Source organism: Mesorhizobium sp. 128a, from assembly GCF_053848025.1.
In genome coordinates this window covers 185,988-201,834 of sequence record NZ_JBSPKY010000001.1, presented here as the reverse complement: position 1 = coordinate 201,834, position 15,847 = coordinate 185,988, and the positions used below count along the sequence as shown (strand labels likewise).

16 protein-coding genes are annotated in these 15,847 nt (G+C 63.0%); 2 read left to right on the top strand and 14 right to left on the bottom strand.

Features of this window, described 5'->3' with window-relative positions; genetic code table 11:
- Positions 1–157 precede the first annotated feature (157 nt).
- Entirely contained in the window at positions 158–1,159 is a 1,002-nt protein-coding gene (locus tag ACWTU9_RS00930) for a 2-hydroxyacid dehydrogenase (protein ID WP_455856692.1), read from the top strand.
- Between the two features lie 9 nt (positions 1,160–1,168).
- On the opposite strand, the gene ACWTU9_RS00925 is transcribed toward ACWTU9_RS00930, so the two are convergent.
- From ACWTU9_RS00925 to ACWTU9_RS00875, 11 genes are all read right to left on the bottom strand, one after another.
- A complete protein-coding gene (locus ACWTU9_RS00925; RefSeq protein WP_455856691.1) occupies positions 1,169–1,582 on the bottom strand; it encodes an aconitase X swivel domain-containing protein in 414 nt (137 codons plus the stop codon).
- Entirely contained in the window at positions 1,579–2,832 is a 1,254-nt protein-coding gene (locus tag ACWTU9_RS00920) for an aconitase X (RefSeq protein ID WP_455856690.1), read from the bottom strand. Before ACWTU9_RS00920 ends, ACWTU9_RS00925 begins: the two co-directional genes overlap by 4 nt.
- Positions 2,829–3,317, bottom strand: coding sequence for a GNAT family N-acetyltransferase (locus ACWTU9_RS00915; RefSeq protein ID WP_455856689.1), 489 nt, complete (start codon positions 3,315–3,317; stop codon positions 2,829–2,831). Before ACWTU9_RS00915 ends, ACWTU9_RS00920 begins: the two co-directional genes overlap by 4 nt.
- A 4-nt stretch (positions 3,318–3,321) precedes the next feature.
- Entirely contained in the window at positions 3,322–4,077 is a 756-nt protein-coding gene (locus ACWTU9_RS00910) for a molybdopterin-synthase adenylyltransferase MoeB (protein WP_455856688.1), read from the bottom strand.
- A gap of 100 nt (positions 4,078–4,177) precedes the next feature.
- Positions 4,178–5,317 carry a DNA replication/repair protein RecF gene (recF, locus tag ACWTU9_RS00905; RefSeq protein WP_455856687.1) on the bottom strand — a complete coding sequence of 380 codons (1,140 nt, stop codon included), beginning with the start codon at positions 5,315–5,317 and terminating at the stop codon, positions 4,178–4,180.
- A gap of 54 nt (positions 5,318–5,371) precedes the next feature.
- A complete protein-coding gene (dnaN, locus tag ACWTU9_RS00900; RefSeq protein WP_454576572.1) occupies positions 5,372–6,490 on the bottom strand; it encodes a DNA polymerase III subunit beta in 1,119 nt (372 codons plus the stop codon).
- Between the two features lie 200 nt (positions 6,491–6,690).
- Complete coding sequence (dnaA, locus tag ACWTU9_RS00895; RefSeq protein ID WP_454576571.1) at positions 6,691–8,235, bottom strand: chromosomal replication initiator protein DnaA; 1,545 nt, start codon at positions 8,233–8,235, stop codon at positions 6,691–6,693.
- An 849-nt stretch (positions 8,236–9,084) separates the two neighbouring features.
- Complete coding sequence (gene rpsT, locus ACWTU9_RS00890; RefSeq protein WP_023681995.1) at positions 9,085–9,351, bottom strand: 30S ribosomal protein S20; 267 nt, start codon at positions 9,349–9,351, stop codon at positions 9,085–9,087.
- 238 nt (positions 9,352–9,589) lie between these two features.
- Positions 9,590–10,363, bottom strand: coding sequence for an enoyl-CoA hydratase (locus ACWTU9_RS00885; RefSeq protein WP_455856686.1), 774 nt, complete (start codon positions 10,361–10,363; stop codon positions 9,590–9,592).
- A 41-nt stretch (positions 10,364–10,404) separates the two neighbouring features.
- Entirely contained in the window at positions 10,405–11,295 is an 891-nt protein-coding gene (mutM, locus tag ACWTU9_RS00880) for a bifunctional DNA-formamidopyrimidine glycosylase/DNA-(apurinic or apyrimidinic site) lyase (protein WP_455856685.1), read from the bottom strand.
- Positions 11,288–12,529, bottom strand: a complete 1,242-nt coding sequence (locus ACWTU9_RS00875; RefSeq protein ID WP_455856684.1) for a phosphopentomutase — start codon at positions 12,527–12,529, stop codon at positions 11,288–11,290. The genes mutM and ACWTU9_RS00875 overlap by 8 nt, the downstream gene beginning before the upstream one ends.
- 174 nt (positions 12,530–12,703) lie before the next feature.
- On the opposite strand from ACWTU9_RS00875, the gene ACWTU9_RS00870 reads away from it, so the two are divergent.
- The gene (locus ACWTU9_RS00870; protein WP_455856683.1) at positions 12,704–13,669 is read left to right on the top strand and encodes a phosphate/phosphite/phosphonate ABC transporter substrate-binding protein; all 966 of its coding nucleotides are present in this window, start codon (positions 12,704–12,706) and stop codon (positions 13,667–13,669) included.
- 10 nt (positions 13,670–13,679) lie between these two features.
- Here ACWTU9_RS00870 and ACWTU9_RS00865 read toward each other — a convergent pair whose 3' ends face one another.
- From ACWTU9_RS00865 to ACWTU9_RS00855, 3 genes are all read right to left on the bottom strand, one after another.
- Positions 13,680–14,303, bottom strand: coding sequence for a TadE/TadG family type IV pilus assembly protein (locus ACWTU9_RS00865; RefSeq protein WP_455856682.1), 624 nt, complete (start codon positions 14,301–14,303; stop codon positions 13,680–13,682).
- 37 nt (positions 14,304–14,340) lie between these two features.
- Positions 14,341–14,931 (bottom strand): TadE/TadG family type IV pilus assembly protein, encoded by a 591-nt coding sequence (locus tag ACWTU9_RS00860; RefSeq protein WP_455856681.1) that lies wholly within the window; start codon positions 14,929–14,931, stop codon positions 14,341–14,343.
- Positions 14,932–15,083: 152 nt separating this feature from the next.
- A complete protein-coding gene (locus ACWTU9_RS00855; RefSeq protein WP_455856680.1) occupies positions 15,084–15,506 on the bottom strand; it encodes a pilus assembly protein N-terminal domain-containing protein in 423 nt (140 codons plus the stop codon).
- Positions 15,507–15,847: the final 341 nt, after the last annotated feature.

Sequence of the window (15,847 nt, the reverse complement as noted above, 5' to 3'; positions counted from 1 at the left end):
TTTCGTTCCTTTCGGCGCGTGCCCTTTGGCCTCGGCGCCCCTTTTTCTTTGTCTTCGGCGGCACCGCTTGTTACAGGAGTGGCAGGCACCGCGACCGGTATTCAGTTTCGCCTGTCTTGGTTAAAGAGGTCTCAACGAGATCGGGTTCGAGGAAACAATGGCAGGCAAAAAACGGCCTCTCGTCGTCATCACACGCAAGCTCCCCGATCCGGTCGAGACCCGCATGCGCGAACTCTTCGACGCTAGGCTGAATGTCGAGGACAGGCCGATGACACAGCCGGAGCTGGTCGCGGCGATCAAGGAAGCCGACGTGCTGGTGCCGACCATCACCGACCAGATCGACGCGGCGCTGATCGCCCAGGCCGGCGACAATCTCAAGCTGATCGCCAATTTCGGCAATGGCGTCGACAAGATCGACGTGGAGGCGGCGGCCAGGAAAGGCATCACCGTCACCAACACGCCGAACGTGTTGACCGAAGACACCGCCGACATGACCATGGCGCTGATGCTGGCGGTGCCGCGCCGGCTGGCGGAAGGCGCCGCCGTGCTGACCAGCGACAAGAAATGGGCCGGTTGGTCGCCGACATGGATGCTCGGCCGACGCATCTGGGGCAAGCGGCTTGGCATTGTCGGCATGGGCCGCATCGGCACCGCCGTCGCCAGGCGTGCCAAGGCGTTCGGCCTGTCGATCCACTACCATAACCGCCATCGCGTGCTGCCGGCGGTCGAGGAAGGGCTGGAGGCGACCTATTGGGAAAGCCTCGACCAGATGCTTGCCCGCATGGACATTATCTCGGTCAATTGCCCGTCCACCCCGGCGACCTTTCATCTCCTGTCGGCGCGCCGGCTGGCGCTGCTTCAGCCCACCGCTTACATCGTCAACACCGCGCGCGGCGACATCATCGACGAGGAGTTTCTGGTCAAGCTGATCCAGGACGGCAAGATCGCCGGCGCGGGGCTCGACGTCTACGAGCACGAACCGGCGCTGAACTCAAAACTGCTGAAGCTGGCGGCCAAGAACAAAGTGGTGCTGTTGCCACATATGGGCTCAGCGACGCTCGAAGGCCGAATCGACATGGGCGAGAAGGTCATCATCAACATCCGCGCCTTCGTCGACGGCCACCGCCCGCCGGACCGCGTGTTGCCGCTACGGACGTGAGATAAGCGATCAGGCAGCGCTCGTCAGGGCGCCGTCCTCGGCCACGCGTACATGCCTGCCGCGATAGGCCTCGAAAGCATCGCGCTCGAGCCTGAGTGCCACCGGTGTCTGCCAGCCCATTTCCCGGGCAACAATCAGCCCCAGCAGCAGAATCGCGTCCGGCTCATGCAGCACGAGTGCTGCCGGCGCATGGCCATTGTGGACGAGCTCCAGCAGCACGGCGGAGGCCGAGGACGAGCCGATCGTGCCCGGCAGGAACAGCACGCGGCCCGAAACGGTCTCGCCATGCTGCGGGTGGCGGACATCGGCGATGTGACCGCTCCTCGGGTCTACGCCGCCCCAGAAGCTGATCGGCGCGGTCAGCACCAGTGCTTCGCCTTCGCCACCGCTGCCCGGCACCAGGATTTCGGCGACGGTGCTCATGCGGCGATATCCGTAAATCTTGGCTTGCCGGCAACCGCGCTTTCGACGCAGTCGGCCAGCGAGCCATAAAGCACGGCGTAGCCAGTATTGCCCGGCCCGTATTGCGCGAATTTTCCCGAATTGGTCATCAGCACGCCGCCGGCAAGGTCCGGCAGGATCGGCGTCACCACCACGCAGGTGTCGGCAACGATGATGACGCCGCTTGCCTCGAGCGTCTTGCGCTGGCCGTTCTGTTCCAGTGTGGCGAGCACATGGCGGCCGGTGCAGGCATAAATCGGCACGCTAAGACGCCGCCCGCCGATCAAGCGCTCCAGCGCTTCGAATTCGGCCGAAGACAGGTGCGGACTGCCGATCGCCACCGCATCGATGGCCGTTTGCGTGGCCGCCGTGGATAGGCCGGCGCGGGCCTTCGTGGCCATCTCCGGCGTGACGCGGATCATCGTTTCCGGCCTGTTGCCGGCCAGGATGGTCGCGGCGTCGGGCGCCTCGGGTGTCACGCCGGCAATGTGAAACAGGCCGACGGCGCCAGACGATGCCGCAGACGCGCCAAAAGCTTTCAGCGCATCCTCGCCGGGATGACCGGTCACGCCAGTGACGACGCCGACCGCGTTGCCCACCTCGCGGCCATACAGGCTGCCTAGAACTGGCCAGGCGACCTCCGAGGCGAGGAAGGATGGCGACAGGCCCGAAACATCGAAAATGAGCCGCGCCCGGCGGTTCTCGTGCCGATGCAGACCATAGTCCGGCGCGCGGCCGACAATCGCGCAGGCGATGTCGAGGAAATCGCCGTAACGGTTGGTGCGCGCGCCGAGCACCGAATTGCAGAACACCACGGCATTGGATTCGCCCCAGGCGACGTCAGTGCCCTGGGCTGGCCGGTGGCCGGCCTGATAGGGCGCGCAGGTCCAGCTCTGCTCGCAGCCCAGTTTGCGGTAGGCCTCCATCATCCGCCGCGCCATGCCGAGCGCCGGCTCTTCGAGGCGCACGCGCGAGCACCCCATCAAATCGAGTGCGCCGACATTGAGCGTCGAACGCACGGCGACGCGCGCGCCGCCCTCGACCAGCCTTTCGGCAAACAGCGTGCCGGAATCGCCGTGATAGAGCGCGCCGTCTATGTGCGCCGAGGCGATCGGGATAAGCCGCGGCGCGCCGAGCAGGGCGGCACTTTCGGCAACGATGCGCATGGCCATCGCCGCCCCGTCATGGCCGGAGGCGACGGCCTGCTCCTGCGCGCTGAGGGCGAGGCTCACTTGAGCTCCTTGCGCATGGTGATCGAAGTCGGCCGGTCATAGCCCTGATGCGCCGTGCGCGCGGTTTCGCGAAAGCCGAGACGGTCAAAGGTTGCGTGATTTGCCGTGAGTTCGATCCTTGTCTGGAGTTCGATGGCGGCCTTGTTGCGGCCTCGGGCAAATTCCTCGACAGCCTGCATCAGTTGCCCGCCGATGCCTTGCCCCTGAAAATCAGGCTCGACGGCGAGCTTGCCGACATAGACATCGGCGGTCCTCTCGAGAGCGAAAACGCAGCCGGCGATCCGGCCGTCCTGCAGAGCCAGGAACACCGTCTCGCGTCCAGCCCTGTCCCTTAGATTTTCTACGTTCAGCAGATACGCCGAGGAGGGCGGGTCGATGACACCGTCCATCGGCGCGAAAGCCCGCATGATCAGGCCAAGCAGTTCGTCCCAGCGATCGAAGCCGGGGCCAAGCTGAGTGACCAAAACGCCCGCGGACTGACCCATGCGCTCAGCTTCTCTTGTAGCGGATCGTATCGAAATGCGCCGCCAGCGCATCGTAGAGCAGCAGCCGGCCGACCAGCGGTTCGCCGATGCCGGTGATCAGCTTGATCGCTTCCATCGCCTGCAGCGTGCCGATGACGCCGGTCAGCGCGCCGACGACGCCGGCAACTGCGCAGGAGGGTACCAGCCCTTCCGGCGGCGCTTCGGGAAAGAGGTCGCGATATCCCGGGTTCGGTCTGCCGTCGGCGCCGGTCTCGAACGGCATCAGCACCGTCACCGAGCCGTCGAAGCGGCCGACGGCGGCATGCACCAGCGGCCGCCTTTCCGCCGCGCAGGCATCGGCCACGACGTAGCGCGTCTCGAAATTGTCGGAGCCGTCGACAACGATGTCGTAGCGCGCAATGAGGGCAGCGGCATTGTCGGCCGTCAGCCTGAAATCGTGCGGTTCCACCGCGACATGGGGATTGATGCGGGCGATGGCCGCTTTGGCGCTTTCGGTCTTGGCCGTGCCGATCGTGTCGGTGGCGTGGATTACCTGCCGTTGCAGATTGGAAAGCGAGACGGTGTCGTCGTCGACGATGCCGAGCGTGCCGACACCGGCGGCTGCAAGATATTCCAGCACCGGCGCGCCGAGCCCGCCGGCGCCGATGACCAGCACCCTGGCCCGCTTTAGCCTCTGCTGGCCGGCGCCGCCGATCTCGGGCAGCACTATGTGGCGCGCATAGCGCTCAAGCTCTTCGTCGGTGAGGGCGGCAGGGGTCATTGCCGAACCATATAGCGGGTAAAAAACCTTGTCAGGTCCTAATGCATGTCGCCCAAAAGTGTGTATCGGTTTTGGGACAACGACATGCATAAACAAAGGTTTAGGCTGTTGGTCCAACCGTGCCATGGTCGACCGTGAGGAACTGCGCGCGTCCCCTCAGGCTGGAAAACAGCGCCGCATCGGTTCCGGTCATGAAGGCCTGGCAATTCAGGTCTTCCAGGATCGAGAACAGCGCGGCGCGCCGGCCGGCGTCGAGATGCGCGGCGATCTCGTCGAGCAGCAGGATCGGCGTCATCCCCGACATCTCGCCGGTCAGCCTCGCATGCGACAGCACTATACCCACCAGCAACGCCTTCTGCTCGCCGGTGGAGCAGAGTTCGGCCGGCATCGCCTTGGGGCGGTGGCGCACCAGAAGATCCGAACGGTGCGGACCGTCCAGCGTGCGTCCTGCGGCGCGGTCGCGCTCGCGGCCATCGGCGAGGGCGGCGCGATAGCGTTCCTCGACGTCGACGGCTGGCGAAGTGGCCACATCGCTTTCCAGGTCGCCGAAAAGACTGACATCGGCTTGCGGAAACGGCCCGCTGGAAGGCAGCCTGTCGATCATGGCGGCGAGCAGGCGCACAAGTTCGGCACGCGCGGCGGCGATAGCTACGCCGGTTTCTGCCATCTGCGTCTCGATGGCCTCGAACCAGGCGCCGTCACGCGAGCCTTCTGTAAGCAAACGGTTACGCCCGCGCATCGCCTTCTCATAGTCGAGCGCCCGCTGGCCGTGGCCGGGATCGATCGCCAGCACCAGCCGGTCGAGAAAGCGCCGCCGGTCGGCAGCGGGTCCCGGAAACAGGCCGTCCATGGCTGGTGTCAGCCAGACGACGCGCAGCCACTCCAGCATGGCGTCGGCCGAGCGCGCAGGCGCGCCATTGATGCGCACCTTGCGGCCGCCCTCACCGGCGGCATCCCCACCGGTGATGCCGGTGCCGATCTCGACCTGACCCTCCGGCCCGTCTAGCCTTGCATGCAGTGCAAAACCGCCATCGCCACCTTCGCGCGCAACGTCGGCATAAGGCGCGCGGCGCAGGCCGCGGCCTGGCGTCAGCAGGGAAATGGCTTCCAGGAGATTGGTCTTGCCGGCGCCATTGTCGCCGGAAAACACCACTGCGCCCGGAGAAAGGTCGATCGACAGCGCCGCATAGTTGCGGAAATTGGTAAGTGTTAGCTTACTTATATGGCTGGGCTGAGGCAACCGCTATCCGCCTGTAGAAGTCGCCGCAATCGTTGCAGTGCTGCGCCGCAGCGGCTACACCCGCATCGGCATCAGCACGTAGAGTGCGGTCTCGTCGGCCATGTCGTGGATCAGCGTCGGCGAGCCGGCATCGGCAAGCATGAATTTCGCTTCCGTGCCGGTCAATTGCGCGGCGACGTCAAGCAGATATTTGGCGTTGAAGCCGATCTCGATCGGGTCGGACGAATAATCGGCCGCCAGTTCCTCGGTGGCGCTGCCCGAATCCGGATTGTTCACCGCAAGCGTGATCTGGCCTTCGGTGATCGAAAGCTTCACCGCGCGGCCGCGTTCGGAGGAAATGGTCGAGACGCGATCCACGGCTGCGGCGAAGCTTTGCCGGTCAATGATCAGCTTTTTGTCGTTGCCGGTCGGGATGACGCGCTGATAGTCTGGGAAGGTGCCGTCGATCAGCTTCGAGGTCAAAACCACGCTGCCGATAGTGAAGCGGATCTTGGTGTCGGACAATTCGGTGGTCACCGCGACATCTGGATCGTCGACCAGCTTCTGCAACTCGCTGACGGTCTTGCGCGGAATGATGATGCCCGGCATGCCCTCGGACCCAGCCGGGGCGTCGATTTCGGCGCGCGCCAGGCGGTGGCCGTCGGTCGCCACGGAGCGCAGCTTCAGCTTGCCGCCCGTCTCATGCGTGTGCAGGTAGATGCCGTTCAGATAATAGCGCGTCTCCTCCGTGGAGATGGCGAACTGCGTCTTCTCGATCAGGCCTCTCAAGGCGACGGAATCGAGCCGGAAGATATGCGAGAAGGATCCGGCCGAAAGCTCGGGGAAATCGGACTGCGGCAGGCATTGCAGACGAAAGCTCGAGCGGCCCGACGTCACCGTCATGGCGTTGCCGTCCTCGTCGGTCTTCAGCATCACCTCGGCGCCGTCGGCGAGCTTGCGCACGATGTCGTAGAGCAGGTGCGCCGGAACCGTCGTCGCCCCGCCGCGCTCGACCTTTGCTGGTGTCGCTTCGGTCACTTCGAGGTCGAGGTCGGTGGCTTTCATTTCAAGGCTGGCGCCCTCGGCGCTGAGCAGCACGTTGGACAGGATCGGTATGGTGTTGCGCCGTTCGACCACGCGATGAACGTGGTTGAGCGACTTCAGAAGATTTGACCGTTCCAGGATAACACGCATGACGAAACAGGCTCGCTTGAATGAATGAACGGGTCACCAGTGGGCGGCGCCCCGCGAAAGGTCTGAACAGGCTCAGAATCTATGCAAACTGACAGGAAAAAGCCAATAAACGCAAGCCTGCGCCACCGGTTCGCGCCGGTTACGCAGGCTTTCTGGGGATAAAGCGGGCGAACCCCGCCAACCGGCTACTATCGCGCCGCTCAGGCCTGGTCGTTGATCAGCCTGCGCAACAGTTCCAGTTCCTGCGCCAGCGTGTTGTCGACGCCGGAAAGGTCCTCGATCTTGCGCACGGCATGCAGCACCGTGGTGTGATCGCGACCGCCGAAACGCCTGCCGATCTCCGGCAGCGAACGCGGCGTCATCACCTTCGACAGATACATGGCGACCTGCCGCGGCTTGACGATGGTGCGCGTGCGCCTGTTCGACAGAAGCTCTGTTTTCGACACATTGTAATGGCGCGCCACGATGCGCTGGATGTCCTCGATGCGCACCCGCTTGGGCTCGCCGGAGCGATAGATGTGGCCGAGGATTTCATCGATGCGGTCGATGGTGATCGCCGGCTCGAACGACTGACGGAACAGAAGCTGGTTGAACGCGCCTTCCAGTTCACGCCCGCTGCCGGTCACGGTGCGGGCGACATGGTTGAGGATCTCCTCAGAAATATCGAGCGACGCATCGTCGACCTTGGCTGTCGCAAGCCGCAGCTGGAGCATGCCGATGCGCATGGCGAAGTCCGGCGCCGACATTTCGAGCGCGACACCGCCGTTGAGGCGCGAACGCACGCGCGGCTCCAGCGATTCCAGTTCCGACGGCGGCCGGTCGGCGGCGACCACCACCTGCTTGGCGCTATCGAGCAACATGTTGATGAGATGGCAGAATTCATGCTGGATCGACTTGCCCTGCAGGAACTGCATGTCGTCGATGATCAACAGGTCGATGTCGCGCAGCTGTTCCTTCAGCGTCAGCGCATTGTTGTCGCGGATCGCAGTGGCGAAGCGCCACATGAAATATTCGGCCGTCAGGTAGACGACGCGCGATTTCGGGTTCTGTTTGAGCGACTCCGCCGCGATCGCCTGCAAAAGGTGCGTCTTGCCGAGCCCGACGGTGGCATGGAGGAACAGCGGATTGAAGCGCACCGCGCTCGACTGCGATTCCGCCACCGCTTTGGCGGCAGCGAAGGCCACCCGGTTCGACGGGCCTTCAATAAAGGAACCGAACGTGTAGCGAGGATCAAGCGGGGACCCCAGCACATTGTGCCGGAACTCGGCCTCGATCGGCGTACCGGGGCGAGGGGCGGGCGCCCGCTCCACCCGGCCTGGACCCGCCGTTCCGGCCGCCAGTGCGGTCTGCGTCTGCTTGGTCATCTTGCGCGCAGGCACGGCTTCGGGCTCGACGCCATTGCGTGCCGGACGGGTCGCGGTGCGCACCACGATCTCGATCTTCAGGACCTCTGGATCCTCGTGCTTCCACAGATCGGCGATGAGATCGAGATAGTGGCCATTGATCCACGAGCGCAGGAAGGCCGTGGGCACCGAGATGCGTACAATGCCCCGGGAAGCCTCCGCCACCTTCATCCGCCCGAACCAGCTCGAATAGACCTCGGTTCCCAGACGCGCTTTCAACTGGGCCTTGACCCGGTCGAACTTCTGGTCCGCGTCGCTGGAAGCCGCCATGTCGTGCGCTCCGACCAATGTTCCAGGAAATGGCAGGTCGCCCGTAAGATCCCGCTCGATGCCGCTCTGCATGATTGTGCGTCCCTTGTTCTTTTGTACCTTTTTTCCGCCGGGAGTGCGCCTCCTGCACCCATGTTTCCGACGACCGTATCTTCGCTACAACACCGCCGCCGCCGCCGGCGATGACGTTGCCTCGTCAGCAAGGGATCGGTCCCGGCTGCTTAAAGCCAGTCCGTCTGACATGTTCGGGCAAAGCGACACCACCCGGCGAAAACGCCGGTGCGCCATCGATCTGCCATGTACAAATTACGCCAGTCCCCTACCGCATCGAAAAGACAAACCATACCCGTTCGCGGAATTGATCCGCGTCATGAATTCCGCCACTGTGAGCTGGCCGATTCAGGCTGGGTTATGGGCTAATGGCCCGTCCCTTTCGATGGACAGACCTTACCGAAATCGCTGTGGATAGGGCAAGGCCACGTCTAACGGATTTTTAAGGAATCTGGTTACTGATGAAGGGTTCGGGTCCCGTCCTGGAACCGCAGATTTTGACAAAGCCATTGTGATTCAAACCCTTTTGCCGCGAATATGAAAATGGCTGTGCGGTTTGAAATTTTCTGAAATAATTCGCTTGACACCAACTTGCCGCCTGTCGCCCACAGGCGATGTGAACAAGCTGTGGATCACTTCCAGCAAGTCATTGAAAAATATCAGTAATTTGTGACAGCCAAATTTATTGGCGTGGGCCGTTTCGGCGGATTGGAAGATCACTGGCAGTGTATGTGCCGGCAAACCATTCCGAACTCTGGAATACAGGCCGGGCGCGGTTTGCAGGCGTTCTTTTTTAAGTGCTTGCCGGCAAACGAAAAAACCCGGCGCGATTGGCCGGGTTTGAAAGAACGACAGTTCAGGAACGGTCGATCAGGCCGACAGTACCTTGAGGCGGTGAGCCAGACGCGACACCTTGCGCGATGCCGTATTCTTGTGGATCACGCCCTTGGTCGCGGCGCGCATCAATTCCGGCTCTGCGGTCTTGAAGGCTTCCAGCGCGGCTGCCTTGTCGCCGGCAGCCAGTGCCTCTTCGACCTGGCGGACATAGGTGCGCACGCGTGAGCGGCGGTTCTTGTTGATCGCTGCGCGGCGGGCGATCTTGCGCGTTGCCTTTTTGGCCGAGGAGGTATTGGCCATGGTGCCTCTCTTCTGATCTGGTGAGCGCATGCGGGATGCCGCAGGGCGCAAAAAACAAACGGGCAGCCAACGGCCGCCTCGGTTGGAGCGGCTTATAGTTCAGCTTTCCCGGCACGTCAACGCCGCTTTGGCTTCTTTTTGGCCTCTGCCGCCGGAGCATAATGCCGAAAACTGTGAAGCGGCTTTCCCGGACAAACGGGAAAGTTTTGTCCAGGCATCACGCTCCAACGCATTGACGCTAGCGGTTGGTGAAATTCGGCTTCCGCTTCTCAGCAAAGGCCGCCATGCCTTCCTTCTGGTCGTCGAGCGCAAACAGCGAGTGGAACAGCCGGCGCTCGAAGCGCAGACCCTCGGCCAGCGTCGTCTCATAGGCGCGGTTGATGGCCTCCTTGGCCATCATCACCGAGGGCAGGGAAAATTCTGATATCCGGGCCGCGGCCTTCAGTGCTTCCTCGACCAACTCGGCGGCCGGCACGACGCGCGACGCCAAGCCGCTCCGCTCGGCCTCGGCGGCATCCATCATCCGCCCGGTCAGGCACATGTCCATCGCCTTCGACTTGCCGACAAAGCGGGTGAGCCGTTGCGACCCGCCCATGCCGGGAATGACGCCGAGCGTGATTTCGGGCTGACCGAACTTGGCCGTGTCGGCGGCAATGATGAAATCGCACATCATCGCCAGCTCACAGCCGCCGCCCAGAGCATAGCCGGCGACAGCCGCGATCATCGGCTTGCGCGTGCGTGCGAATTCCTCCCAGCCGACGAAAAGATCCTGCACATAGGCGTCGGCGTAGGCGATGGTCTGCATTTGCTTGATGTCGGCGCCCGCCGCAAAGGCCTTCTCGGAACCGGTGATGACAATGGCGCCGATGCCGGGATCGGCATCGAAGCCCTTTGCCGCCGCCAATATGTCCGCCAGCACCTGGGCATTCAGCGCGTTGAGCGCCTTGGGCCGGTTCAGCGTGATCAGGCCGACCTTGCCGCGCGTCTCCACGATGATGGTTTCATAGCTCATGGGCTGGCCTCCACGTTCCGCATTGAAGAGACCGGTCTAGCTCACCGCTGACAGGTCCGGCAATAGAAGGTCGAGCGGCCGCTTTGCACGATGCGCTCGATGTGGCCGCGGCAGCCAGCCGTCGGACAGGGCTCACCCTCGCGATCGTAGACCGCGAAAGAATGCTGGAAGTAGCCCAGCGACCCGTCTGTCTGTACATAATCGCGCAACGACGATCCACCGGCGGCGATCGCATCGGCGATGACCGAACGGATCGCCTCGGCCAGTCGTTCACTCTGTTCCCTGGCCTTCTTGCCGGTTCCGGCGATGGTGCCCGCCTCGCGCAATGGCGACAGGCCGGCGCGCCACAGCGCCTCCGACACATAAATATTGCCGAGTCCGGCAATCAGCTTCTGGTCGAGCAGAGCCGCCTTCAACGGCGATCTGCGGCCCTTCAGCAGCGAGGCGAGCAGGACGCCGTCCAGCGCATTGCCGGTCGGTTCGACACCCAGTCCCGCCAGCATTGGATGCGCGTCGGCCACCCCTTCCGCAAACAGCATGAAGCCGAAGCGGCGCGGATCGTTGAAGATCACGCGGGATTGGACGCCGGCTGGCGACACGACTTGGAACACGACATGGTCGTGCTTGGCATCCTTCGAGCGCTCGTGATGGAACGCGCCCGGCGTCGCACTGTCGCCAGCGGTTTCTATACGAAACGAGCCCGACATGCCGAGATGGCAGATCAGCACCGGACCGCCGTCCAGATGCATGGTCAGATATTTGGCGCGGCGGCCAAGCGCGGTAATGGTCTTGCCGGTCAGCCGCTGCGCAAACTTCGCCGGAAATGGAAATCTGAGATCAGGCCGGCGCGCCTCGACACGCACGATGCGCGTGCCTTCCAGAACCGGCTGAAGGCCACGCCGGACCGTTTCGACCTCAGGCAGTTCAGGCATGGTTGCCTATCGTCGCATGGAAGGAGGTACCGTGTCGGCCACGCGCCAGCTTGAGATGTTCGGCCACGGTCTCACCGATATCGGCGAAGGTGGTTCTGAGCCCGATGTCGCCGCCGGTCAGACCCGGTGCAGTGCCGATAACCGGGATGCGTTCACGCGTGTGGTCGGTGCCGCGCCATGTCGGATCGTTGCCATGGTCGGCGGTGAGGATGAGCAGATCGCCTGGCTTCAGTTTCACCAGCGCCTCGGGCAGCCGGCGGTCGAAGGCTTCGAGCGCCGCCGCATAGCCGGCGACGTCGCGGCGATGGCCGAACTCGGTGTCGAAGTCGACGAAATTGGCGAATACCAGGTCGCCGTCGCCGGCATCGTCCATCGCGCCCAGCGCCTTGTCGAACATTGCCATGTTACCGGCCGCCTTGCGCACTTCCGAGATACCGCGGTGGGCGAAGATGTCGCCGATCTTGCCGACCGCGATCACCCTGCTGCCGCGCCCTGTCAGCCGGTCGAGCAGCGTCGGCTCGGGCGGCGGCACGGCGTAGTCATGGCGGTTGTAGGTGCGCTCGAAGGTGGCCGTTGTTTCGCCAAGGAAAGGCCGTGCGATCACCCGTCCGATTTTCAGCGGGTCGACCAGCCGGCGCACCGTCCTGCAGAACTCGTAGAGCCGCTCCAGGCCGAAATGAACCTCGTGCGCTGCTATCTGCAGGACAGAATCGACCGAGGTGTAGCAGATCGGCTTGCCGGTACGGATGTGCTCCTCGCCGAAGCGCTCGATGATCTCCGTACCCGGCGCATGGCAGTTGCCGAGAATGCCCGGCACCTTGCCCTCGCGGATCATCGCTTCGGTCAGTTCGGCAGGGAAGGCGGGCACCGTATCGGGGAAATAGCCCCAGTCGAAGCGCACCGGCAGGCCGGCGATTTCCCAGTGACCCGACGGCGTATCCTTGCCGCTCGAAATCTCCTGCGCGGCGCCATGGAAGGCGGAGGCTGATACAGCGCCGGCCTTGCTGTCGAACCGGAAGCCGGTTGCGGTTTGCGCGGCGCGACCGAGACCGAGCGAAACCATGTTGGGTACCAGAAGCGGTCCCTTGCGCAGGCCATCGCGATCGCCGCGGCCGTCCGCGCAGCCTTCAGCGATATGTCCGAATGTGTTCGAGCCGGCGTCGCCATAGCGTTCGGCATCGGCGGCGCCGCCAATGCCGAAAGAATCAAGAACGAAGAGGAAAGCGCGCGCCATAGGTGCCGTCATTGCCAGTCTGGGTGACCAGACATAAGGTCCCGTCGCGGCATTGGCAAATCGCAAACCAGGCGGCAGTGACCTGGCGCGATAGTCGCGATGGCGGTCTGGCGCGGTACGCATCCTTGCGGGGTGCGACGTGCTTCGAGGAACGGCGGTACGAGGCATGGATCGATGAGACGGGCGCATCTCGCGATAGGGCCGGGTTGGAGGGCATTGGCGACCACCGTGGCGTTGCTGGCCTTGCCGCACGCCGCGCACGCCGACTGGCGCGACCAGATCGGGACGTTTCGGATCGGCATCGTTGCCGAGCCGGGCGCCGGCAACACGGTTCCGGGTCTGGCTCTGCTGACAGACGCCTACGGCAAGGCGCTCGGCATGAAGGTGGAATTCGTCGTCGCGCATGACTATGCGGCGTTGATCGAGGCCCAGGCCAATGCCAGGATCCAGTACGCGGTCTATTCGGCGACCGCTTACGCCACCGCCTCGGAGCGTTGCGGCTGCGTCGAACCTCTGGTGGCGCCGGTCGATGCCGACGGTGCCACCGGCATCCGTTCCGTGCTTTTGACGCGCGACAGCAAGCTTCCCGATCTCGCAGCCATGCAAACGCACCGCATAGCGATGGCGCCTTCCGATAATGTCGGCAGTTCTCTTCTGCCGCTCGCCGGGCTGGCCGCTGATAGCATCAAGATCAGCCAGGATGCGCCATTCCTCACTCATGCCGGCTCGGCCGCCGCTGCCGAAGCGATGCTGGTCGATGGCCAGGCCGATGCCGTGTTCGGCTGGGAGCGGGCCGCGGCGGGAAACCGGGCAGCGATTGCTGGCGATCAGCCGGCTGATCCGGACGGCACGGCGGCGCGGCTGGAGGCGGCGGGGATTCCAGAAGCCGCGCTCCAGGTCATCTGGACCTCCGGCCTGCTGCGATACGGTCCCCATGCCGTCCGCAGCGATCTCGACCCCGAGGCCAAGCGCCGGTTGACCGTGTTCCTCACCAATCTCAGATCGCAGTCGCCGGAAGTCTACGATCTCGTGGAAGCGAAACATTCCGGCGGCTTCGTGTCAGCCGGTGCTGGCGACTATGCGATGGCAAGAGCTATCGTGCGCCTGCTGTCAGATAGCAGCGATAGCAGCGGCCAATAAAGCCGGCGCTTCAGCAGTTGCTGCAGGGAAGCGTCAGGACCCGGCGCGGCCTGAGATAATAGGTCTCGCCCATGTTGATGGTGCTGAAGAAGGAGGTGGTCAATCCAACCCGTTTCGCATTGTCGACGTCCCATGCGATCATGGGCTCGTAGCCGAGCTGGCTTTCGACGCGGATGAGGAAGGTGCCCGCGATCCTGAGCGTGGGAGGAACTGTCGTGATGCTTTTTTTGTCGGCGCCGGCGCTGTAGGTGCCCTCGACCAGTTTGCGCGACCACACGACTTCTACCCTTGGCGGCGTGTCGGTCGTGACCTGTATCGCCGTGACGAAGATGTTCGGCGTTGAGCGGTTGTAGGGCTGCAGGGTCGAGGTGCCGATCTTCATGATCGCATCGATATCGGCAGCTGTGACGGTCGTCTGCTGCGTGACCAGGTCCGCGACCATGGAGCCGATGCGGCTGACCTTCTTGCTGGTCTCGATAGCCTGCGAGGCCTCCATGGTCACAAAATACATAACCAGGAGCACAGGCACGATGAAGGCGAACTCGATGGCCGCGACGCCGCGGCGATCCGAGCAGAATCGCATCGCTCTTGTCCAGATACCCGAAAATCCCTGATGTGCCCCCGCACGATACATGCCTGTTTCCCTTTTAAGCCAAAATAACGCTGAGTTCTCAATCGTCGAACGGTTCGTTCTGCCAGGTCACCGATGCGAAATGCAGCGTGTTGCCGTCTTTCAGATTGGCCATCGATTTGGCCATGAAATCGGTCATGACCGGCCATTTGTAGAAGACCCTCAGCATGTTCTTCGATTCCGCCAGGCCCGGCGTCACCGCGAAGCTCATCGAATTCGTGCCTTGCGTCAGCACGATCTCGCCATTGACGATCTTGAATCCAGCCGTGGCGGCATCGGCAAAGGTCGGATATTCGCGCAGATCCACCAGCAACCCCGGGCAGGTCTTGGCGACCATGATCTCCAGTCTGCCGCAGATGCGGTCCCTGAGTTTGGTCCCGGTCAGGTCGGCCGGCTTCAACTGGCCGGTACGCACCTGGCGGGCGATATCGTCGGTGATGTTGGCCATCACTTCCTGTCCGGCAAACGAAATGCAGCTCTCGAGGATGGCGAAGACGAGAAGCGCAAACGGGATCGCCAGCATGGCGAATTCCATCGCCGTGCTGCCGCGACGATCGCCAAGAAAGCGGCGGCCGAGCTTCGCCGGTCCCGCACTTGCTTTGCCGATTTGCGGTGTTGAATCTTCGCCCATGTCTCGTCCCTGCCGATCCCGATACAATACCGTCAGCAGCAGTAGCGAGAACCCATTGAGGTCCGGTTTGGATGACCGTTAAATTTGGCGGGAAAGCATTAACCCGCCGCTAACCGATGCGACGTTTTTCGGGGATACAGCAGCCCAGACGCTTACTGGCCGGCGCTCATTTCGGCTTCGGAGGTCTTCTCCGACTCGCTCTTGAACGAGCTCTCGCAATAGGGCGTGCAGGACATGGTCTGTACCGAAGCGCGCCTGTAGATACGCACCGACGATGCGTCCTGACGCACCACGGTTACCTGCTCGTCAATGATTGGGCTGCCATCCTGATCGAGCACAACCAGATTCGTGACGCCGAAGCCCTTGCCCGTCAGCACGATCGTCGATGAATCCTGGACGGAAGCGTCGGCAATCGCCGGATTGCCAACGACGATGGTGTCGGCCGGACGCGTCAATTTGACGATCTTGGCCTGGTTCATCGTCACTTCGATGCCGGCTCCGGCCTTGGCCGGCAGCACAAAAGCCGGGACGGCGAGAAGCGCTGCAAGCAGGAATGACGATTTCACGACGGTCATCGAGGCGCTCCAAGGCGGCAACTTGTTCAACGGAACATGAACGAGATTGGTGAACCAACGGTTAAGCCGATGACCGGGCCTGGGATATCCGCGCGCATTTTGTCCTCGGCTAATATAAGAGCGTCCTGCTGACAGCCGCGAAGTTCCAGCTTTCGCGGCCTTTTAATGGGCAGGCGAGCCGCCGTCTGGCGTTTAGTTTACGGTTAACCACGCAAGCTGTTCGGGGCGCGAAAGGAATCGGTAAGGCTGTTTATTAAGCCGATTGAAAGAGCTTCTCCCTAGATTGGCAGCATCCGATCAACCACCACAGAAGTTGACGGAAGTGCTGTAACACGTGGAGT

What these genes read in the sequence shown, in the direction of transcription:
- ACWTU9_RS00855 (WP_455856680.1), bottom strand. Translation starts at nt 15,506, where the DNA reads ATGACCGTCGTGAAATCGTCATTCCTGCTTGCAGCGCTTCTCGCCGTC.
- ACWTU9_RS00885 (WP_455856686.1), bottom strand. Translation starts at nt 10,363, where the DNA reads ATGAGCTATGAAACCATCATCGTGGAGACGCGCGGCAAGGTCGGCCTG.
- ACWTU9_RS00915 (WP_455856689.1), bottom strand. Translation starts at nt 3,317, where the DNA reads ATGGGTCAGTCCGCGGGCGTTTTGGTCACTCAGCTTGGCCCCGGCTTC.
- dnaA (WP_454576571.1), bottom strand. Translation starts at nt 8,235, where the DNA reads ATGCAGAGCGGCATCGAGCGGGATCTTACGGGCGACCTGCCATTTCCT.
- ACWTU9_RS00870 (WP_455856683.1), top strand. Translation starts at nt 12,704, where the DNA reads ATGAGACGGGCGCATCTCGCGATAGGGCCGGGTTGGAGGGCATTGGCG.
- mutM (WP_455856685.1), bottom strand. Translation starts at nt 11,295, where the DNA reads ATGCCTGAACTGCCTGAGGTCGAAACGGTCCGGCGTGGCCTTCAGCCG.
- ACWTU9_RS00860 (WP_455856681.1), bottom strand. Translation starts at nt 14,931, where the DNA reads ATGGGCGAAGATTCAACACCGCAAATCGGCAAAGCAAGTGCGGGACCG.
- ACWTU9_RS00930 (WP_455856692.1), top strand. Translation starts at nt 158, where the DNA reads ATGGCAGGCAAAAAACGGCCTCTCGTCGTCATCACACGCAAGCTCCCC.
- dnaN (WP_454576572.1), bottom strand. Translation starts at nt 6,490, where the DNA reads ATGCGTGTTATCCTGGAACGGTCAAATCTTCTGAAGTCGCTCAACCAC.
- ACWTU9_RS00925 (WP_455856691.1), bottom strand. Translation starts at nt 1,582, where the DNA reads ATGAGCACCGTCGCCGAAATCCTGGTGCCGGGCAGCGGTGGCGAAGGC.
- ACWTU9_RS00865 (WP_455856682.1), bottom strand. Translation starts at nt 14,303, where the DNA reads ATGTATCGTGCGGGGGCACATCAGGGATTTTCGGGTATCTGGACAAGA.
- ACWTU9_RS00910 (WP_455856688.1), bottom strand. Translation starts at nt 4,077, where the DNA reads ATGACCCCTGCCGCCCTCACCGACGAAGAGCTTGAGCGCTATGCGCGC.
- ACWTU9_RS00875 (WP_455856684.1), bottom strand. Translation starts at nt 12,529, where the DNA reads ATGGCGCGCGCTTTCCTCTTCGTTCTTGATTCTTTCGGCATTGGCGGC.
- rpsT (WP_023681995.1), bottom strand. Translation starts at nt 9,351, where the DNA reads ATGGCCAATACCTCCTCGGCCAAAAAGGCAACGCGCAAGATCGCCCGC.